Annotated in this window: 18 protein-coding genes and 5 pseudogenes; 2 read left to right on the top strand and 21 right to left on the bottom strand. The window is 52.2% G+C overall.

Annotation, left to right across the window (positions count from 1 at the left end):
* Positions 1-443: 443 nt before the first annotated feature.
* Positions 444-666, bottom strand: a pseudogene (locus tag JCM13996_RS12710) (DNA-binding protein).
* Between the two features lie 157 nt (positions 667-823).
* On the opposite strand from JCM13996_RS12710, the pseudogene JCM13996_RS12705 reads away from it, so the two are divergent.
* Positions 824-1,047: pseudogene (locus tag JCM13996_RS12705) on the top strand (NAD(P)H-binding protein); the annotation flags it as partial.
* 68 nt (positions 1,048-1,115) lie between these two features.
* On the opposite strand, the gene JCM13996_RS11405 reads toward JCM13996_RS12705, so the two are convergent.
* The 15 genes and pseudogenes from JCM13996_RS11405 to JCM13996_RS01910 all read right to left on the bottom strand — a co-directional run bounded on the left by JCM13996_RS11405 (position 1,116) and on the right by JCM13996_RS01910 (position 13,573).
* Positions 1,116-1,334 carry a hypothetical protein gene (locus JCM13996_RS11405; protein ID WP_054749395.1) on the bottom strand — a complete coding sequence of 73 codons (219 nt, stop codon included), beginning with the start codon at positions 1,332-1,334 and terminating at the stop codon, positions 1,116-1,118.
* A 137-nt stretch (positions 1,335-1,471) separates the two neighbouring features.
* On the bottom strand, positions 1,472-1,633 hold the full coding sequence (locus JCM13996_RS11400) for a TMEM175 family protein (protein WP_225353406.1): 162 nt from the start codon (positions 1,631-1,633) through the stop codon (positions 1,472-1,474).
* Positions 1,634-2,447: 814 nt separating this feature from the next.
* Complete coding sequence (locus JCM13996_RS11080) at positions 2,448-3,314, bottom strand: sensor histidine kinase (protein WP_162205156.1); 867 nt, start codon at positions 3,312-3,314, stop codon at positions 2,448-2,450.
* Positions 3,315-3,340: 26 nt separating this feature from the next.
* Positions 3,341-4,000 (bottom strand): response regulator transcription factor, encoded by a 660-nt coding sequence (locus JCM13996_RS01965; protein ID WP_054749393.1) that lies wholly within the window; start codon positions 3,998-4,000, stop codon positions 3,341-3,343.
* Positions 4,001-4,119: 119 nt separating this feature from the next.
* The gene (locus tag JCM13996_RS01960; protein WP_054749392.1) at positions 4,120-4,470 is read right to left on the bottom strand and encodes a hypothetical protein; all 351 of its coding nucleotides are present in this window, start codon (positions 4,468-4,470) and stop codon (positions 4,120-4,122) included.
* On the bottom strand, positions 4,451-4,786 hold the full coding sequence (locus tag JCM13996_RS01955) for a hypothetical protein (protein ID WP_054749391.1): 336 nt from the start codon (positions 4,784-4,786) through the stop codon (positions 4,451-4,453). Before JCM13996_RS01955 ends, JCM13996_RS01960 begins: the two co-directional genes overlap by 20 nt.
* A complete protein-coding gene (locus tag JCM13996_RS01950) occupies positions 4,783-5,703 on the bottom strand; it encodes an ABC transporter ATP-binding protein (RefSeq protein WP_054749390.1) in 921 nt (306 codons plus the stop codon). Before JCM13996_RS01950 ends, JCM13996_RS01955 begins: the two co-directional genes overlap by 4 nt.
* A 688-nt stretch (positions 5,704-6,391) precedes the next feature.
* Positions 6,392-7,027, bottom strand: coding sequence for a nitroreductase (locus JCM13996_RS01945; protein ID WP_054749389.1), 636 nt, complete (start codon positions 7,025-7,027; stop codon positions 6,392-6,394).
* A gap of 192 nt (positions 7,028-7,219) precedes the next feature.
* Positions 7,220-8,623 (bottom strand): hypothetical protein, encoded by a 1,404-nt coding sequence (locus tag JCM13996_RS01940; RefSeq protein ID WP_054749388.1) that lies wholly within the window; start codon positions 8,621-8,623, stop codon positions 7,220-7,222.
* A 174-nt stretch (positions 8,624-8,797) separates the two neighbouring features.
* Positions 8,798-10,273: a S41 family peptidase gene (locus JCM13996_RS01935; RefSeq protein WP_225353405.1), complete on the bottom strand. Its 1,476-nt coding sequence runs from the start codon at positions 10,271-10,273 to the stop codon at positions 8,798-8,800.
* Between the two features lie 17 nt (positions 10,274-10,290).
* Complete coding sequence (locus tag JCM13996_RS01930) at positions 10,291-10,512, bottom strand: YozE family protein (RefSeq protein WP_054749387.1); 222 nt, start codon at positions 10,510-10,512, stop codon at positions 10,291-10,293.
* Positions 10,509-10,986: pseudogene (gene msrA, locus JCM13996_RS01925) on the bottom strand (peptide-methionine (S)-S-oxide reductase MsrA). Before msrA ends, JCM13996_RS01930 begins: the two are co-directional and overlap by 4 nt.
* Positions 10,987-11,041: 55 nt before the next feature.
* Complete coding sequence (locus tag JCM13996_RS01920; RefSeq protein ID WP_082383754.1) at positions 11,042-11,617, bottom strand: YpmS family protein; 576 nt, start codon at positions 11,615-11,617, stop codon at positions 11,042-11,044.
* 94 nt (positions 11,618-11,711) lie between these two features.
* Positions 11,712-12,497 (bottom strand): SGNH/GDSL hydrolase family protein, encoded by a 786-nt coding sequence (locus tag JCM13996_RS01915; protein WP_054749385.1) that lies wholly within the window; start codon positions 12,495-12,497, stop codon positions 11,712-11,714.
* A gap of 233 nt (positions 12,498-12,730) precedes the next feature.
* Positions 12,731-13,573 carry a DegV family protein gene (locus tag JCM13996_RS01910; RefSeq protein WP_054749384.1) on the bottom strand — a complete coding sequence of 281 codons (843 nt, stop codon included), beginning with the start codon at positions 13,571-13,573 and terminating at the stop codon, positions 12,731-12,733.
* Between the two features lie 179 nt (positions 13,574-13,752).
* Between JCM13996_RS01910 and trhA the strand changes: the two are divergent.
* Positions 13,753-14,402, top strand: a pseudogene (trhA, locus tag JCM13996_RS01905) (PAQR family membrane homeostasis protein TrhA).
* Positions 14,403-14,476: 74 nt separating this feature from the next.
* On the opposite strand, the pseudogene JCM13996_RS01900 reads toward trhA, so the two are convergent.
* The 5 genes and pseudogenes from JCM13996_RS01900 to der form a co-directional block, all read right to left on the bottom strand.
* A pseudogene (locus JCM13996_RS01900) lies at positions 14,477-16,387 on the bottom strand (ABC-F family ATP-binding cassette domain-containing protein).
* Between the two features lie 86 nt (positions 16,388-16,473).
* Positions 16,474-17,604, bottom strand: coding sequence for a CCA tRNA nucleotidyltransferase (locus JCM13996_RS01895; protein WP_082383752.1), 1,131 nt, complete (start codon positions 17,602-17,604; stop codon positions 16,474-16,476).
* Between the two features lie 65 nt (positions 17,605-17,669).
* Positions 17,670-18,950 carry a tetratricopeptide repeat protein gene (locus tag JCM13996_RS01890; protein WP_054749383.1) on the bottom strand — a complete coding sequence of 427 codons (1,281 nt, stop codon included), beginning with the start codon at positions 18,948-18,950 and terminating at the stop codon, positions 17,670-17,672.
* A gap of 165 nt (positions 18,951-19,115) precedes the next feature.
* On the bottom strand, positions 19,116-19,391 hold the full coding sequence (gene hbs, locus JCM13996_RS01885) for a non-specific DNA-binding protein Hbs (protein ID WP_054749382.1): 276 nt from the start codon (positions 19,389-19,391) through the stop codon (positions 19,116-19,118).
* Positions 19,392-19,625: 234 nt separating this feature from the next.
* Positions 19,626-20,933, bottom strand: coding sequence for a ribosome biogenesis GTPase Der (der, locus tag JCM13996_RS01880; RefSeq protein ID WP_054749381.1), 1,308 nt, complete (start codon positions 20,931-20,933; stop codon positions 19,626-19,628).
* Between the last annotated feature and the right edge of the window lie 39 nt (positions 20,934-20,972).

The raw sequence follows: 20,972 nt of genomic DNA, 5'->3' as shown, positions 1-20,972 counted from the left end.
CAACCGACTTGCCTTGATTGCCGTCAAGGGTATGGGTACAACCATCTGCGGTTGCGGTCCACACATGCCGGACTCGCTTTTTGCACTTCCTTAAGTGAAGTTGTCGGATCGTCGCGCAGCACCGCAATATGCATGTGATGTAAACCATGAGGAACCGCGTTCTTCGTCCATGCAAAGCCATACCATTTTTGACAGTGCTTCGTCAGCGACTGGTTGATTCGTGTCAGAATCTCACGGCAACCGTGCGAGGTGAGAAGAAAACTTGACGAATTCTTGTTTTGCTTTACCAGTCAGCGAATCAACATAACGATCCACTGCGTAATAAATTGACTTACCGTTCTTACTTTTTTTCTTCTTCAAAATACATGCTTTACCCTTTCCGGGTAAGACAAAGGGCAAAACTGAGTCTTTATTAGCAGATTCTATTTTAACATCCAAACCCCTTATTTTCTGCGCAATTTTGAATGGCCGTGCGTCTTCCAGTACCAGAAGTCGGCGAATACTTCGAAATTAATGAAGACGAGCTTGTGCGTTGGGTTCAGGACCTCATCCCGCTACCGCCTGTTGTCGCGCATCTCACATAGCTAGCGATTTGTTCAAACCATCGTATCGGCTCAAAATGGCTGCCTTATTTTGGTCGTCGTGGTGTCCCCCAAGTCGGTGCATTCAGCGTCCGGCCCTTCTAACCAAAGCATCTTCGACTTCGCCTTGACCGATGATGAAATGGCAAGCTTGGTGGTACTAGATAAAGGGCAAAGGCACACGATCCTGACGCCCTTGGCACAGACGCTTTGAGCAATTCGCCATCAGTGTTCGAACAGCTGCCGGCCTGACCTACACGATACTGCGCCTACCGTGGTTCAGCGACCACCCAGAAGCGAACTACATGGTCACCAGCCGTGACGAACCTTACGTCGCGTGTCCGGCTCACGCCAAAGCATCGCCAACGTCATGCTAAAAATCGTCGCTGATCCCACTGACACCGCCAACAACAGCATCGGTATAGCCGGCCCTGACACTGCCGGAGAAAACCGGCCGATCTACTAAATACAAAATCGCCGGCAAGGTTGTGTCCCTGCCGGCGATTATTTCGTATCGTCAGATCTCCTTGACGCTCATGATGGCCCAAAAAAAACGCCGGCAATCAGCGTGACAAACATGATCGTGGGTGGGTACAGGGCAGACAACCCAAGTGCCACGCATTTGATCACGATGTCCCAAACCAGCCAACGGTTGCGCCGTGCGGTCCGAATCACCGACCGGTAAAGAAACAGGTTGCTGACGGTCACGGCAATCACGACCATGCCATACAGTGCTTGCGCCTCAAAGTTCATGAAGTGACCAGAGACAATCTTGGTCGCATATGGAAAAAGTGAGCTGAAAAAAAAGCAAGATCACGGCCAGCCAAGGCGTCGAACGCCGAATCGTCTTCACGGCATTCCAGTGTTATGCAACCCAACCCACATAGTGCCTACCCAGAAGAAGCTAATGAAATAGGCCACAAATTGGTCCCGAAGCGCCCAAAAAAACCTGCCATCGTCACTTGATCAGGTGCCTTCAACTCCAACACCAAAATCGTCATCACAATTGCCAACACTGCATCAATAAATACGGTCACGCGTTCTTTTGTCATTACATCATCTCACCACTGCACGTTTCACTTAATATCTTGAATAGCTTGATTATCTCACACTTCGAAATCAATATCGGATAACTGAAAATGCGGAATAATAGCCAGTTTACATAACAAAGGCACATGGCCAATCAAGACTCACGTAAATGCCCTGGAACCGATCAACGCAGTGTGTGGGCAAAAACATGGGCCAAATATGAGTATATTTGCCAAGATTGCCTTACGCATGGATGGCATTGTTTGCTGATTTGCCCAGTAAGCGCCAATCTCGAGGACCACTCGCTCCATCAGTGGAGCTTGCCTATCAATCCGCGCCCGTGTTCGGCTGCGGTCAAGCGATTCTGGAACCGCGGTGATGATCATGATCGGTACATCATTGCCAATTATTATTGGTTAGGCAGTCCCATCGCGGCTCACCTTTTTGAGCGTCCACAAAGCGCAGTTAGCGTTTGATGATGCCAAATATTGGGCATTTTTCATTACGGTAACTAAGCAAATCATTGACTGCTTTTTCATAAAGACAGAAGCACAACCCAAAGTATAACGTGATGCTCGTTTCATCACGTCGTTCATACCCAGGCAGTGTTTAAGCAATCATATCAGGTTGCACCCCTACTTGGCAGAATGATGTCCACTTGACGGCAGCCCTGCCCGTGCAGTTCTAGCCGCGTACCCAACTCCGCAACACCAATGGGACAAGGAATAAGGCTCACCGCTAGTTGTGCGCCTTATTCTTTGCCCCCGGGATAATACGGGTTTTATTTTCTGTTTAAAATATAGGCCCTAAACCCCCAATACCCTGCTACTACTTAGTTTAGTGATCAGTTCTCCGAAATACCAAGGTGACCGTGAACCAACCATCTTCGACGGACAGCCCCAAAGTTCCATTCAACCGGGTCATCAAATTTGCGACGATGCTTAAACCTAACCCCTTACTGTCGCTACGTGCCACATCATTCGTATAAAACCGTTCCACGAGATGGTCGATATTTTCGACGGGCACCGCGGTCTGATTGGCTAAGGTTAACTCAATATGAGTGGCATCTTTTTCCCGAAGTGAGACACGCACGTTTTCAGTCGCATATTTCAACCAATTGCCAATCAGGTTTTGCAATATGCGGGTAATCAACGAGGCATCACTAATTAACTTGATATTTGTACCTAAAGACGGTTTAAGCTGTAGATGCTTTTCATTGAGATCGTCGAAAACATCAAACAGCTGCTCTTGAACTAAGGTTGTTAAATTGATTTCTGCCAGATCAAGCTTGTTTGATTGCTCTTGAACCACGTCGAAATCCATTAGGTACCGCACATAGTAATTAACTGCGGTCAGATTATGAGCGATACGCACCAAACGTTGACTATCCGGCGCGTCTCGCTGCATTAACTGCACATACCCACTGGCCACCGTTAATGGGGTTTTAATGTCATGCGTGAGGTTGGTTAAGAGCTGATGTATCTGTGCCTCTTGCTGGGTCTGTTGCGCCCTTAAATTACGCGATTGTACAAGTGAGTGATTAACAGCCGCAACCAAACGGCGAATGACGGGCCAACGAGTGGCGCTGGTTAGCTCCGCATTTGTTTGCCGAGAGTTGATATACTCAAGTTCGTTGATCACCCGCAACAATTCAAAGATCAAAATAACTACCACAAGCACACACGCAATTACAATTGCGATCATGCCTAGTAAAAGCCACCCATTAGCACTCATACCAACCGGACTCCAATACCCCATACCGAGGTCACGTACTGCTTTTTACCAATATTCAGCTTACTCCGTAGATGGCTCAGGTGGACGTTCAATGTGTTCTCTGCGTCAAGATAGGGCTCATGCCAGATGGCCTGGTAGATATCTTCTTTTGCAAACACCTGATGTGGATTTTGCATGAGCAGTGCTAATAATTCAAACTCCTTGCGCGACAGCTCGATTAACTGCCCGTCTACTTTGACCGTATGCGTTTGGGGGTCAAGAACAATGCCCTCAACGTTTAATGCTTGGGTTGCGTGAGTATGCTGTGTGCGCAGTTGAACACGGACCCGGGCAACCAACTCATCAATATCGAATGGTTTAGTCAGGTAATCATTTGCGCCCGCATTCAGTACCGCCGCAATATGCTCCTTATCACGAATAGCCGTGAGCACTAAGACTGGTAAGTTAGATGTCTGCCGCAAAGTCTTTAGAATACTTTCGCCACTAACCCCCGGCAACATGAGATCTAAAATCATCAAATCAAACGACTGTTGCTTTAACAAAGGTAAGGCTTGTGCCCCATTGGTTGCAGCCGTTAATTGATAATCGGGCTCTAATACGGCGCGCAGTAACGCTTGAATATCTTGATTATCTTCTACAATTAAGAGCCTTTTCATTGAGTCCGCCTTTTACAATTCTTGTTTTCGCATGATCATGCTTGATGCAACTATGCTAACTATTAACAATACTAGACTAACAGTCACACTGCGCCAAGCATCATTTAAAGACAAAGTCCTTAAACTGATTCCAGTAGCAGCATTAAAAAAAAGTCCAGGTAAATTAACCAGTGCCACGCCGTCACCAAGCGCACAATTGATAAACCAACTGGCCACACCACAACAAACACTGCGGCAATTACGAGAGATTTGGTGGCAATCAGAACAATAATTGCTAAGCTAAATACGACGCTAATGAAGAAAGTTATTACAAATAGGCTCGTTCCGGTAAAGTTGGCTAATTGCCCAATTGTAGAGCCCAGCGTGCGTCCTGCAAGCATGCCGGTCACGAGCGTGACAGCAAAATACCATACCATCGCCGCCAATATATCAATCAACATCACCACATACTTACTCAGCACAAAACTCAACCGCGAAGCTCCCGATACTAGGGTGCTTTTGTACGTGTGTTGACTGAACTCGTAGCCGATAACGATCACAAAAAAACGCAATGAATAAATACAACAAAATGGAACTTGAAAGGGTAGCACCGCGAACGCCATCATATATGCTCCAATCGTTTTCCGTCAGTTGATTCAACAATTTTGTTTGGCCATTAATCATAATGCCGCCGGGGGCCTGGCATCCGCAAGTTATCGCCGCATACACTGCGATCACAATAACCATTAATGCGATACCACGCGTATGCAGCTGCCGATAAAAATCGGCCCGAATTTGATTAATCATGCGCAACCGCCCCCCTTTTTAATCAGTTGTGTGAAGTACTCTTCCAACGATCTTGACTGTTGGGTAATACTTGTCACCGCAATACCGGCTTTAACCAACATGGCGTTTAATGCGGGGGCCTCAATTTGACCAGGTGCTACTGATATTTCATGATCGTTAATCACTGTAAATTGCTTGATACCTTGTACATCCAATAGTTCAGCGGCACCTTCGACCGAATCGACTACTAAGCGTAATCCACCCGCATTTTCTTGGTCCAGCGCCTGCTTGCTCAGCTCTTTAATAATCGTGCCATTTTTCAAGAATCCAAAAACAGTTGCGACTTGGTAAAGTTCGCCCAAAATATGACTGGAAATTAAAATCGTCGTCCCAAATTCGGCGTTAAGGCGGTGCAAAAGCTGTCGAAATTCGACGATACCTGTGGGATCAAGCCCGTTAATTGGCTCATCAAGAACCAGAAAGTCAGGGTGAGCCAAAATTGCTGTGGCCAGCCCCAGTCGTTGCTTCTGCCCCAAAGACAAATGACCGGCCTTAGTTTTACGTTTTTCCGTTAACCCAACAAAGGCAATTGCACGCCCAATTTCTTGATAGTCACTGAGACCGTGTTGGATTGCGGTGAGGTGCAAATTCTGAGTAACCGTTAGTTTAGAATAGGCAGCTGGGGATTCGATGATTGCCCCCGTCCGTCTGAGTGCCATGCGGTAATGCCGTGCATCTTCGCCCAACAACATGATTGCGCCCTGCCGTAGTGGTGACAAACCGCAGATCAAACGCATAAGGGTCGTCTTCCCCGCACCGTTTTCGCCAATTAAGGCATAGATGTCACCACGGTGTACCGTCAATGATAAATGATTAAGCACCTGGTAACGGCCAAATCGTTTGGATACATCTTGAACCGACAAAACTGTGTCTACCATTTTGAGGCCCCCTCTACATTTTTTTAGTATAGTGGCCAATTCTTAACTGCTTCGTGAAATAAACCTTAATTCCTTCTTAATTGCAATCGTTTACTTTCATGAATACGAACTGCCGTTATTTTTGTAGACACGGTACTTGCCAAACCGAGTATTAACAACTCCATGACCGACGGTCGTTTAAATTGTGTTGTGCAGACTCACCTGGCCTTCTTGATAGTGGTAGTCCCTGGATACACCCTTAGGAATCAGATTCATTATATGCATCCTGTATTTGACATATTTTCCAGCAATTCACGCAACGGAGTGACAGCAAAGCGCACGGTAGATTCAACTGTGGAAAATAAGTATAAGCATGTGCGTATTCAAAAAGCCCGAATTAACGGACTTTTTGCTAATTATATTCAGATGTGTCAGAGGTGTCCTATCCAATACGAGTCGCATTGCCAACCGGCCTTGTTTCAATCATTTAATGTTTGCCAAGGCTAATACTCTCACAGTTAGTTATTGCGATAGTTGTACCGATTTTCGTCGGGACTGTAAAGGCAACGCGGGCGGGTTACCGCAACGGGGAAAAACTACCAAAAGCCCGCGTGGTGCGCCCATCAATCATCAGGACCCACCACGCGGGCGTGTATTAATTTTCATGGCTGTACGTAACACTACCTATTTTTTTTGTCTCGAAGCCACGCTAGTCCTTAAACTGCGCGACCTGATCCAAAGTGTTACGCCCAGTAACGAACTTGTTGACGGGCGCGTCCACGGGGTAGCCCAAACCGATGCCCATCAAGATGGATTCATCATCCGGAATTTCAAACTCCGCACGGATCTCTTTGGGGTAACGGACAAGTTCAAAGGCGGGAATGCCACTCACACCGCGTTCCGCGGCTGCCAGTAAAATACCATAACCGTAAGCACCCGCATCATAAGCCGAGTAATTCGACGCGTCTTTGGCCACGGTGATATACACAATAGCGGGTGCGTTGAACAACTTGCCGTTCCAGCTACCTAACTGGTCGCCGTGCGGGTCTTGCTGCAAATGCTGCTGCCAATCGGCAATGTTGCTAGCAGGATACTTACCCCAGCTTTGCGGTGGGACAACTTCCGTCCAGCTCTTGGTGCCGTCCTTACGCGCCCGCTCGTGAGCGGCACGGATGCGCGCTGCCGTTGCTCCCATAGCAACATATGCCTTCCACGGTTGACTATTTTCCCATGACGGTGCTTGCTGAGCCTCCGTGAGAATTGCGTTCAAGACATCACGGTCAATTTGGCGGTCCGAGAACTGCCGCGCAGAGTGACGCTCAGAAATAAAACTTGCTTCAACCAAAATGATAACCCCCTACACACATTTTATTGATGCCCGTAAACTGGCAGGAAATATTCCTACCGTTGCTTACTAAATATAAGTATATACTACTATAAGAAAATTTGCCAATTGCTGACTTGACGGACTGCTGACACGCTAACACAAAAAAACACCACCTACCACTAATCCTCGTTGGTAGATGGTATTGTGAGGTTACGATTGTTGGTTGCGCCATTCATTGACCACGCCCAGTGGATCCGCTTTGCGCAAGATTGCCTTTGTACGGTCAGGCGGAAACGGAGCCTCGCTCGGCGCGTAGTACTGTAAGTTAACAATGATACCATCGGCTTCTCCATCCCCACCGACCGGGACCACGACGCGGTCACCCACCACGTAATCGGTGGTGGCCAAGTAACTATACGCACGATCGCCATGGGGGAATAGGACCTGCGCATACAAAATTTCATCCTGCTTGGCTGTCGGCAGATTGATGACGTGCGGATCCAACATCGCCGGTGCTACCGATGACATCCAGGTACGCAAGATAGCGGCCACCTCGCCCCAGGCAGGTATTGGGTGATCCTGATTGAGGGTCCCATGGACCGACTTAGCCGCCTTATCTCGATAATTCCACGTGACCGTCAAGTTGTCCGCAGGGTCAGCCAATAGCGTCACTTCAGTGGCGGACGAATCTGCTAGTAAATCAAGTAGCCGTCCCACTGACTCATCCACCACGCGTGTTTGCACCTGTCGGGTCGGTCCTTGGTGCGTGAAGGACACCGATTGGTCACCCCGCCGCAGCACCAAGTCTTCTTGCACTTTCGCCGCAGGTTGATAGTGCGCACTAAACCGTTGCAACCGGTGCGGTGCCCCATCCATCAGCAGCAAGCCGGACACGTGGAGCAGGTCGCGCAACCGTTCAGACAATCCCTGATCCTCGCCCACGATTAAGGGACCCGTGCGGCGCTGACGCCCGGTAGTGCTGACCACCGTCAGTTCCCAGTTACCCGCATCCATGACCGACCAATCATCCGTGCCAGCACCAGCCAAGTCCGCCAGCGCCGTGAGTAAAGGGGCCAACGCCTGCGCATCCACCTGTCCGTGATGGGTCCGCGGCGGACCTTGCACGGGCTGGTCGACCTTCACCATACTTCCGTCGCGATTCACCGTTACTTTCTGAGCCACAATCGCGTCCTCAGTGCGGCGACCAAACGCACCATCGAACGACTCAATGATGATGGTGCGAATGTCGACCAAGGGCAACGTTAAAGTAGCCAGCCGCTGAAACGCCCGGGTTAACCACCACCAGGAAGAATGATCCAGTTCACCATCGGCAAGCCAATGACTAATTTGCTCCCACCGGGCCGCAATGCTATTGCCCAGAGCCAGTGGATCGTCAAAGGCGTCCAGGAGGGCCACGGCGGCGGGCCCATCATCAAACACTAAGTGCGCCCGAAATGCCACCGGCACTGACACAAAATTATCCGCCACCAAACCCGCACCCTGCAGTTCGTCCGTGAGGTTGATATTACTCACTGGCGCGTCCCGATTATCGCTATCCGCAAACCATGATGCCCACCGTTGCGCCAGTTCGTGTAAATCCTTTCGACTTAGCATTGGTCGTGCCCCCTCTAATCGTGTGATGACCCCACTACTCACGTTACTGGCATACTAACACATCAACCAGGCGGCAGGAACATTCTCGGGAAAGCTGGGGTTAACAATTTGCACGTATCAAAAAAAGCCCTCCCGTTACGAACGGAAGGACTGTTTACAACCATGATCAGTGGCTTAGTGCATACTCTCGACTTTGGTCAACGCCGCCTTCATGACGATGTCGTTGGCACTAATTTTGGCGCTCAATTTGGTGACCAGCTCACTGATGGTATCTTCATTGGCGACCCCAGTGGCTGCCAATCCTGTTTTACTCTGGAAGGCTTTGACCGCTGCCGTGACGGTACTGCTGTAATAACCGTTGGCCGTCCCGGCGTTGTAGCCCAACGCATTCAGTGCCCGCTGGAGGGACTTCACACTCTTGTTGGCGTCTCCTTCCTTCATGCTCGTCACCGTAATGGCGGGGATGTTGGCGTAGCTAGGGTTGGCCACATGTTCAGTTGGCTGGATACCCTTATGGTTGATCCACGTGCCGTTTGGCGTTAGCCACTTGGCAATCGTCAGCTTGAGTTCGTTGCCGCCGCCCATATCCGCAACGGTCTGAACGGTCCCCTTACCAAAGCTCTTCTGCCCAACCAGCGGAATGTGGGCTTGCTCGTTGAGCGCGGCGGCCGTAATTTCGGCAGCGGACGCGGAATCACCGTCGATCAGTACGACGGTCGGCTCCGTGATCTTGAAGCCGCCATCGTACTTCTTGCCAGCCTTGTACACCTCCGCCTCGGCCCCACGTGACTTGACCTTCAGGATCGTCTGGCCATTCTTCAGGAACATCGAGTCAATCGCGAGCGCTTCGTCGAGCACCCCACCTGGATTGCCACGAAGGTCCAGAACAAACTTCTTTGCCCCCTCTTGGCGCAGTTTCTTAACGACCCGCTTCATTTCCTTACCGGAGTTATCCGTAAAGGTGGTAAAGGTGATGATCCCGACCTGCTTGTTGCTGCTATCGAGTTTACCCGTGATGCTGGCCACGGTCACTTTGGCCCGTTTCATGGTGAAGGTCATGGTGTGACCGTCACGCTTAACGCCCACGGTCACCTTGCTGCCGATCTTGCCACGCACCTTAGCCACAATTTTATTCAGGTCTTGTTTCGTGACCGACTGACCATTGACGCTCACAATCTGGTCACCAGCCCGGATGCCCGCCTTCTTAGCGGCACTATCAGCGTTGACCGATTCAACAAAGACGCCACTACTCCGCTGCTCCATGGTGGCGCCAATCCCACCGAAGGACCCGGAGATTTCAGTGTTCAAACTGGTCGCATCCTGGTTTTGCAGGTAGACCGAATAGGGATCCTTCAACGAGTTCACCATGCCACTAATGGCACCATTAACCAGCTTCTTGCTGCTGGTCGTTTGATAGTAATTCTGCGAAATCGTTTGGTAGGCCTTGACCACTTTGCTCATGTCGCTCGGGACGGCCGCCGTGGTCGTCGCTTGCTGCGCATTGTGGATGGCTGATGCACCGTAGCCAATGCCCCCACCTAACACGAGGGTCACGACCATCCCCACCGTGGCAGCCCAAACGGGCACGCCATGACGGTGTGGGGTATCTTGTGGTGCTGGTTGTTGCTGCTGTTCGTCTTCGTTACTCACGCTTGCCTCCGTCGCCCTTAGGAACGCCGTTCACGGTACAACTGGTATGCCGCGTCGAATACGTCCATGCTGGGCAGGTAATTACCATTTAGTTCGAGATAGTTACTCAATGTATCAAAATCCGTTTCCTGCTTGGGGAAGGCCTGATCCAAAAACGCGTTCTGGGCAAAGGTGGCCAGTTCCCCGTGATCGTTGGGATTACGCAACGTCATCAGGAAGCGATAAAACGGTTCGGTCATTTGTGCTCCTTCCAGTGCGCATCGACAAACTCCTGGCGCTGTGCGTGTTCGGCCGCATACCGCCGGGGATTCTTTGCGTAAAACTGCTGGTGTTCGGGCTCAGCCGGGTAAAATGGGCCCGCATCCTCGATTTGCGTCACGATGGGCTGATCAAACATCCCGGACGCTTCCAGCTTGGCTTTGGACGCTCCGCAATCCGGCGCTGCTCCGGTGAGTTCACGTAAATGACCGGGCGGTAGTTGTCGCCACGATCCTGAAACTGCCCCATAGCGTCGGTCGGGTCAGTCTGCTGCCAGTAAATTTCCACCAAATCAGCGTACGAAATCACGTCCGGATCAAAGGTGATCTCCACTGCTCCGTATGGCCCGTGGTGTGACTCTTGACTTGCTCGTACGTCGGGTTGGGTACGTGACCCCCAGTATAACCCGACACCACATTTTGGATGCCCGGCTGTTCCTCAAAGGGTTGCACCATGCACCAAAAACATCCACCCGCAAAAATTGCTGTTGCCATATGAATACCCTCCTGTCTACTTCGCGGCCTTGACCGTGTAGCCCGTGACGTCAATTTCGTCGTGGACCAGGTCGATTCGGTCCGCGCGTACGCGTAGCCCGTTGCCTAACTTGAGTTTGTTTAATCTTAGCACAATCATCTTACGCTTGGTATTAACTTCCACCATCCCCGGTAGCTTGTAGTTGTTCGCCACGTAACTCATGACGTAGCTAACCGGGACGCCTAGTTTACCAACGTTGATCTGGGTGACTTTCAGTAGCACGTTGCCATTCGTTTGCACGTACGGATCCAGTACCATGCCGAAGTGGACTTGGGTACCAAAGAATTTGAAGGTACCCTTTAAAACCGCGTGGTTACCAACTGAGAACGAGTACTTCACGTCACCCGCCTTCAACTGGTGGCTGAGGTAGGTGGCAATCAGGCGGTTGACCTCTTTCTTGGTCATACTGACGTGCATGACGTCGCCCGCCGACTTGACCGGTTTAACCGCAGTCGTCGTTTCGACTGGACGTGATGCTTTGTACACCAACGTGCCGCTGGCACCAACGACCAGTCCCAACAGAACGATAAACGCCCAAAACCACCAACTGATATGGCGCCGTGCTTAGTACTGGTAGTCGCCGCCGTTTGCGCGCGATTGTGCTCTCGCCGTGATGCTTGCTTGGGTGTGTGCTCATTGTTTGCCATTATTCCCATTCATCCTCCGTTGCTGACATTGCTGACCATAACTTGGCCGTCATCTTGACGTAACCCGCGTTGTTCGGGTGGAAGTGATCCTTGGTGTAAATTAGGTGGTTAGTCAAGTTCGACTTACCCGCCTTCATCGACCGTTGATCGGCCGCCGTCCCCTTCGACAAAACCGCGTTAATATCCACAAAGTGGACCCGGTGAAGCGTGGCTGCCGTCTTCTTGGTCGCCGCGTTCCAATTATTGACGCTGGTCTGCATCTTCGTCAGATTCGGGAAGTACACGTAAAACGGGTTGTAAATACTAAACAAGTAAATCGGCGCATTTCCATTATACTTGCGAATAGTCGCAATTAACGTCTGCACGTGCCGCTGGAACAACTGAATACCATGGTTCACATCCGCCGTATTGATGTTGTTGAGGTTATTTTGTAGGATGTGCATCAGGTCGTTACCACCCACCGTTAGCGTAATGGCGTTGGCCCGTTTGAGCTGGGCCTGCATTTTGGTGTTGTTGCGGACCCGTTTGAGAATTTGCAGCGACGTGTCCCCGGTCACCCCATAATTACTGGTGTGCACCGTGGCCCCCGTCTCCACGCGAATATCCTCCGCAATTAGTGGCACGTAACCGCCTTGGCCGGTCGTATCGCCCACCCCATGAGTCAATGAATCACCCACGGCGACCACGTTCACCGCACCGGTCGTTGAGTTACCGCCACCAGTTGCTAATGGTTGCGCGTTATGCACGAATAGGGTAGTACAGCCAACACCGACCACTACGGCCATCGCTAGCACCACCAGCGCGCGTATCATCCGTTTCAATATCAAATTATTCATCCCTCGTTTACGCAAACTGTCCTCAAAACAGCTACTAATAATTATAATTTATGGTAGCACAAAATGGCCCCTGGCTCAGTGGTCACCTGCTGGTTTAAGAATTTTCTTGTCCCCAGTCTTAACACGCGAAAAAAAAGCCATTCCTCAACGGAACGACCCTCTTCACGCATTAGCTGCGCAATTTAATCTTCGTAATACATAATCGCAAAGGCGCCTTTGCCGGCGTGGGTAGCGACAATGGGGCCCGTCCGGCGTACCAAGACGTCAACCCCGGGCACCGCCGCCCGAATTTGTTCAGCAATAGCATCAGCCCCTGACGTCTCATCAACGTACGAGACCCCGATTGACTTGATGCCCGGTTTTTGACTCATCGTTTGCACCACGTCGTCCACAAACCGCTTAATGGTCTTCATGCCCCGGCCCTTTTTCAGGATGCCCAGCTCACCATGTTCCATGGTCAACGCAATCTTGATGTTCAAAACCGACGTAATCATGCCCGCCGCCCGGGATAGACGACCACCCTTAACGAGGTTGGTCAAATTGACGACGCCCATCCGTAAGGTTGTGTGGTCCTCAACGGTCTTGCACCGGGCCACAATGGTATCCACATCAGCACCTTGGGCCGCCAGTTTCGCCGCCTCAATGACTTGAAACGCCATTGCGCGGTCGGTCAGACCGGAATCAATCACCGTCACGTCACCATCCACCATTTCGGCAGCCTGGCGCGCTGCGTTCACCGTCCCGCTCAGGCTCTCCGCCAAGTGGATTGAAATGACCTGGCTTCCATCCGCCGTGAGCTGCTCGTACTTCTCCACGAACGACCCAATCGCCGGCTGGCTGGTCTGCGGTAGGTCCTTGGCCGTGAACATCTTGTTCACAAACTCATCACGCGTAATGGTTTCTCCATCAGTATAAACGGTGCCGTCGATCATCACGGTCAGCGGGATAATGGTTACCTGATACTGAGCGATTTCTTCGGGAGTCATCTGCACCGAAGAATCGGCCACAATTTTGATATTGGTCATCTGTACGCCACTCTTTCTGGTCTTTGCTTAGTTTGTACCATGTCAGTATACCGAAACCAGGGGCTAAAATCTAGCATAGATTAAATAGTTTTCAAAACTAGCTGTAGTTGACTTTGAAGTCGCAACCCGCTAGGATGTAGTTATGGGAACCAGTTAACCTTGGGGGTAGATGAATGCAAATGACCGCTAACCGTTTAAAGTCTCGCCGCTACTTAATCAAAAATGAAGTGTGGAGCGCCGTTACCCACGGTGTTGGCATTGCGTTGGCCATTACCGCCCTGGTCCTTCTGCTTGTGCGGGCCGTACCAACCGGTGATTGGACCCGTATCTGGTCGTTTGCCGGCTTTGGGATTGCCTCATCGTGCTGTACACGTCCTCCACGCTGTTTCACGCGTTGTACTTTACGCGGGCACGCAAAGTGTTTCAGGCACTAGACCACTCCAGCATTTACGTACTGATTGCCGGGTCCTACTTACCCTACTGCCTGGTAGCCATCGGGGGGCCACTTGGTGTGGGCTTGCTCATCACCATTTGGGCCTTGTGCCTGACTGGCATCCTATTAGACTGCCTGGCGGCCAGCAAGCGACTACACAAAATTGAAGTGGCTATCTACGTGCTGCTCGGCTGGTTGTGCCTGATCGCGATGGTACCATTGTGGGAACACCTCGGCGTGATCGGCTTCTGGTTGCTGGTGGCTGGTGGCGTGGCCTACACGGTAGGGGCCTTGATCTATACCCGCCGTAGCATCCCCTATATCCACGTGGTGTGGCACGTCTTTGTCATGGTGGGCTCCGCACTCATGTTCGTGTCCATTTATCTGTTCGTTTAACCACTTACCGCACCCAATCAAAAATGCAGGTCGCATCCGTTCTGACAGATGCGACCTGCATTTTTGGGCTATTCTTAATCGTCTACATACTCATCGAGTGCTAAATACCGTTCCATCAGCTGGTCTTCCTGAGCGTTCAATTCATCCAACCGTCGTTGCTGACCCGCCAACGTCTGGTAGTCATAGCCATCCGTTGCGGCCATAGCGGCCTGCAGATCACTAATTTGTTGGTCTAGGGCATCAATTTGTGGCATCAAGCCCTCGTACTCCTTTTGCTCCGCGTAAGTGAGCTTGACCTTCTTCTTGGCCGTTGGGGCACTGGTCGTCGTAGACTCGCGCTTGCGCGGCTGGTCCGTGCTCTTCGTGGCGGGGGTGGCAGCATTTGCTTGTTCCTGCTGCCGCCGCAGGTAATCGGTGAACCGCCCCACGGCACGCTCGATGTGTCCCTCACCGCCAAAGATGAACAGCTGCTCCGCCACTTTATCCAGAAAGTACCGGTCATGGGACACGGTGATTACCGTACCCGGAAAACTATCGAGATAGTCTTCCAGGACGGTCAGCGTCGCAATATCCAAATCATTAGTTGGTTCGTCCAGTAACAGCACGTTGGGTTGCTGCATCAACACTTGTAACAGGTATAACCGCCGGAGTTCGCCACCAGACAACCGGTCGATCCGCTCACCGTGCATGGCGCGCGGAAACAGAAAGGCATCCAATAATTGCGTCACGCTCTGGTGCTCACCGCGATTGTTGGTCACCCCTTCACCGACAGCCTGAAGGTAACTAATGACCCGTTCATTCCCGTCCATTGGTGGCATCTGCTGCCGGTAATAACTGAACTTGACGGTCTCGCCAATATCCAAGGTTCCGCTATCTAGCGGAATTTGACCGGTAAGCACGTTCAACAGCGTGGACTTACCGGCTCCATTGGCGCCCGTGATACCGATGCGCTTACCGGGTTGCACTAGCCAGTTAAAGTCGTCCAGAATCACGTGCCCACCTAAGCGTAGGTTGGCCCCGGACATCTCGATCACCTTTTTGCCCAGCCGTTGGGAGCTGATGTCAATATCAACCTTAGCGGTCGGCCGCTCCTGCTGACCGTTACTCATGTCCTTGAAGCGGTTGACCCGCGCATTTTGTTTCGTCGTGCGGGCATGGGCGCCCTCGCGCATCCAGGCCAACTCGTGTTTATAGAGTTGCTGTTGCTTGTGCGCCATGGCGTCTTCGCGTTCATTCTGCTCAGCCTTTTGGGCAACATAATCTTGATAGTTACCAGTAAACGCCTGCAAGTGCCCGCGGTCGAGTTCCCAAATCTGGTTGGCGACGCGGTCCAGGAAGTACCGATCATGGGTCACGACCAGTAGCGCACCCTTGTAAGCCGCCAGATACTTTTCCAGCCAGGCTACGGAATCAAAGTCGAGGTGGTTCGTCGGTTCATCCAGCATCAAGAGGTCGGGCTGCTCGATCAACACCTGGGCGAGGCCGACCCGCTTAGCCTGGCCACCGGAGAGCGTGCCGATTTTCTGACTCAAATCATCCAGGTGTAATTGCGTCAAGATCGTCTTAATCTCGGTCTCGGCATCCCACCCATTAGTCTGGTCCATCTTGGCCATGGCTTGGTGTAGCGTTCCTGTACCGCATCGCTCATCGGCGCATCACCGTACGCCGCCAGCGCGGCCTCGTATTCACGAATGGCCGCAAAGACGGGGGCGTCACCGCCGTACACTGCATCCATAATCGTGTCACCTTGAGGCAGTGCTGGCTGCTGGGCCAGATAGGCAATCCGGTAATTCTTGGGGGTGTCGACGGACCCCGCATCAAATGGTGCGGTGCCGGCTAAGCCCGCCAACAGGGTAGTTTTGCCCGTACCGTTGACCCCAATTAGGCCAATACGGGTACCCTCATTGATCAAAAAAATTAACGTTTTGTAGTAACTGTTTGTCGCCATACGCCTTACTAATATCGGTGGCGGTTAATGTTTGCACTAATACTTACCCCTCTCACTAATCTGCTTGGTCCGCGGCCTGCACGTAGGCCAACAAGGCCGTACGCGTGTTGGCTACCGTCCCGGTCACCACGCTCGTTCCGCTCGCCGTAACGCTTGGCCCATCGCGCGGCCAGGCTGCATGCCCGCCGCAATCAAATCACTGCCGCTCAACGCCAACTCATCTTTGTGATGAATACTAAGTCCATCATAGGCAGCACGAATGGCCGTCACGTCACGATCGGGGTGGGCACACCCATACGCCGTTAGGGCGACCGTAACACCACGCGTACCAGCAGCATACAACGTCCAGTTATCGGGCACCGTGCCGCCTAGCGCTGGCCACATGGATGTTGCCGCTTGCACCGCTTCAATCAGGTCGTTCGACTGCTTCCACGCCCGCAAAAACTTGCGCGGCGCAACACCCAAGGTGACCACCAAGAGCGTCCAAGCGACCGCGGCGTTAGGCCACTGACTAGCGGGCAGTGCCGCCAGTTGGGCCAACGCTGGTCCCGCCGCCGCAAACTGGGGGCAATACTGGTACAGACCGGAGTCAATCAGGGTGCGCAAACCCGCGCGCCGGTCAATTCCCAGTAGCAAGCGCGTAAATTCCGTCGCAATGCGCTCCACCGCAATGTGCTGTAGCAACGGCGCGTTGTCACTGATGCCCTGGGCCGTGGCTGGTTCCAAGGTAAACCCGAGCTGGCTTTCAAACCGCACCGCCCGCATCATGCGCAAGGCGTCTTCACCAAAGCGGTCATCGGGGTTGCCGACGGCGCGCAACACGTGGTCATGTAGATCGGCCAACCCGTTAAAATTATCGATGACGGTGCCGTCGTGCCGTGCAGCCAACGCGTTGACGGTAAAGTCCCGCCGTAACTGGTCCTCCTTGAGGGACCGCACAAACTGCACGCTGTCCGGACGCCGAAAATCCTGGTAGCCCGACTCCGTTCGGAAAGTGGTGACTTCATAGCCCGCGCCATGGTCGAGCACCGTCACGGTCCCGTGCTGGATGCCCGTGTCGACGGTACGCCGAAAAATCCCCTTGACTTCAGCCGGATAGGCAGAAGTCGCAATATCCACGTCATGAATCGGTAACCCTAACAGGGCATCACGCACACAGCCACCCACAAAGTAAGCCTCAAACCCCGCATCCTCAATACGCTGTAGAATTGGGATGGCCGCCTGAAATTGTGGGTTACTTAAATCAACCTGCATGAGTTACCTACCTCCGTTAATCATTCATTTCATCTTTGCGTTTGCGCAATGTAACTGCGCGCAAACTAAGCCTGCGTATCCGAATCATTTAAAACGTCCAACCGCTCCTGTGCGTCGACATCGTCGGGCTCCAGCTGCACGAGCCGCTGTAAGGCTGCCCGCTCTTCGGCCGCAGCCGCCGTTGTCCGAAAGAACTGGGCAATGTCCCGCAGGAATGCGGGGCGATCCTGAAAGGTACTAAACGCCAACAGGTAGTTAGCCCGCGCCTCGTCGTAACGTTCCAATTGCTCCTGCGAACGCGCCAGGTTCCAGTAGAGCTGTGGATCACTGTTGCCGTCCGCATCCAGGGCGCCGAGAAATTCAACGTTCTCTTCGTGCCGACCCTCATGTAACAAGAAGTTACTCCAATCCAACCGGTGTGCCTGGTTGTTGGGGTCGATCTTTAAGGCCGCTTGCAGGTACCGTTCGCCGGTCTCAGTGTCCTCCAAGTCCAGGGCTAAGGTGCCACCCAGCGCGTATAAATCGGCGTTGGTATCGTCCTGGGCGACCCCGGCCTGAACGGTTTGTAACGCACCACTGGTGTTGCCCGCAGCCTGCTGGGCCTGAGCTAGGGGCAGGTACGCACTAGTATACGTCTCGTCCTGGCCAACAACGCGTTGGAGCGCATCCACCGCGTCTTTGTATTCCTTCAACTCAATGTCCATCACGCCGAGTTGGAACGTCTCATCCAACGTTAACGCGTCGATCCCCACGTCGTCAAATACAGCCACGGCGTCCTCGTACCGACCCAAGTTGCCTAACGCTTCCCCGTAACGTCCGCGGACGTTCACTCCAGCAATCAACTCTTCGCCCTGGTCGAGCAAACGCAGGTAAGCAGCGGCGGCATCTTGCGTGTGACCCCAGGCTCGGTTCAGCTCTCCCTGAGCAAAGGTGATCACCGGTTCATCCGGCGCCAACTGGGCGGCTTCGTGCAACTTTTGGGCACTCACTTCATACAAGCCTTGCGTTTGGTACAAATCGGCCACGGCCAATAATGCCTGTACGTAGGCGGGATTGTCTGGCTTGACCCGGTCTAGGTAGTTTAAGGCCGCGTCGTTATCACCGTCAGCCACCGCAATGTCAGCCAACGCGGTCAACACGTCACCCTCATCGGGATACTTTGTGAGGAGGTCCGTGTACAGTTGTTTGGCCTCAGGTGTAAACCCGATACCATACAATTCCTCAGCTAGATTAAAGCGCGTTTCGTCGTCATCGTGTTTCCGTGCCAACTTGAACAAGTGGTGCGCCCGATCCAACTGGCCGCCCTCAATTGCGTCTAACATTTGTGCTGAATAGCTATCACTCATTATTATCCTCCTCATTCGTTACTGATCTGAGCCTGGTGGTACGGGTTGAAGCAGTGCTGTGCTGCAATTGCTTTCCACCCGCGGGGTACGGCTCTCGCCAAAAGAAAAGCCGAGTCCAAATCGCTTTGGGCTCAGCCGTTCTAAGTACTATTGCATCTCCGTTAATTACTTAACGGCGTCCTTCAAGGCCTTACCAGGCTTAAATGCTGGTACCTTGGATGCAGGAATCTGGATTTCAGCGCCAGTCTGCGGGTTACGACCCTTGCGGGCAGCACGTGCGCGGACCTCAAAGTTACCGAAACCAATCAGCTGGACCTTTTCGCCCTTAGCCAGACTATCCTGGATAGAACCGAACACTGCGTCAACAGCGGCCGTAGCGTCCTTCTTAGTCAAGCCAGTTGCGGATGCAACGCTGTCGATAAGTTCTGCTTTGTTTGCCATGTGTATTTCACCTCCGTGATGCAGTTAGTTATTCTAACCACAAAATCCACCATATTAGTGGTTTAAGAATGAGGAAATAATGAGCACCTAAGCAACACTATTTCACACGTAAATATAGCATGGAAAAGGCTTTATGCCAAGCGTTTTCGTGTTTTTAGCCAAAAAAATCAGTATATTTAACACGCTGGTCATAAAATTTTTCACAATATCGCGACTACCGCCGTCAACCCGGTGTTATTGCCGTCTCCGGGCAATTAAATGAATTGGCGTCCCGTCGAAATCGAAGGTCTCCCGTAGCCGGTTAATGATAAACCGCTGATAGGAAAAATGAAGCAGGTCCACGTCATTGACAAAGACGATAAATGTTGGCGGCTTGATGGCCACCTGAGTCATGTAGTAGATCCGCAGCCGTTTCCCGTTAATGGTTGGGGTCGGCGTGACCGTAATGGCTTCATCGAGCACATCGTTCAGCACACTACTTTGGATCCGCCGCGACTGGTTTTCTGCGACCTGCATAATCAAGCGCGGCAGTTGGTCCAGCCGCTGCTTGGTCTTGGCGGACACAAACACGATGGGCGCATAATCCAGGTACTGGAACTGATCACGCACATGATTCTCAAAGTCCTGCATGGTGTGCTGATCCTTGTCCAGTGTGTCCCACTTGTTCACCACGATGACGATCCCGCGGCCAGCTTCGTGGGCATATCCCGCGACCCGCTTGTCCTGTTCGCGAATGCCCTCTTCGGCGTTGAGCACCATCAGGACCACGTCCGACCGGTCGATGGCCCGCATAGCCCGCAAAACGGCGTACTTTTCGGTGTTTTCGTACACTTTGCCCCGTTTACGCAGACCCGCAGTGTCAATCATCGTAAACTCATTACCTAGCGCTTCAAAGTGGGTGTCAATGGCATCCCGCGTGGTTCCCTCAATATTGGAAACAATCACCCGGTTTTCGCCCAAAATAGCGTTGACCAGGGAAGATTTGCCGACGTTCGGCCGCCCAATCAATGAAAACTTGATACTATCATCCTCAGCCTCTGCCTGATCCTCAGGGAAGGCTTTCATGACGGCATCCAAAACGTCACCCAGGCCCAACCCGTGGGTTCCCGACAGCGGTAGTGGCTCACCAAACCCCAAGCTGTAGAAATCGAAGATGTCATTGCGCCGTTCGGCGTTATCGACTTTGTTCACGGCCAGCACCACCGGTTTATCCGCACGGTACAAAATCTGCGCCACACGCTCATCAGCGTCCGTAACCCCGTTCTCAACGTTCACCAGGAACAGAATAACGTCAGCTTCATCAATGGCAATCTCCGCCTGCTGGGTAATCTGCTGCACCAGCGGCTCATCGCCCATGTCGATCCCACCGGTGTCGATGACGGCAAACTCCCGGGTCAACCACGTTGCGCGCCCGTATAGCCGGTCACGCGTGACACCAGGGGTATCCTCAACAATGGCCTGCCTGGTACCCACGATGCGATTAAAAATCGTTGATTTACCCACGTTGGGGCGCCCAACAATTGCTAGTGTGGGAATACTCATGTTGTCCTCCTATCAAAAAAACGCTGAGCCGTTGGCCCA

Source organism: Lacticaseibacillus thailandensis DSM 22698 = JCM 13996, from assembly GCF_001312865.1.
GTDB classification, from domain to species: domain Bacteria; phylum Bacillota; class Bacilli; order Lactobacillales; family Lactobacillaceae; genus Lacticaseibacillus; species Lacticaseibacillus thailandensis.
This window is presented reverse-complemented; position numbering and strand designations above follow the sequence as displayed.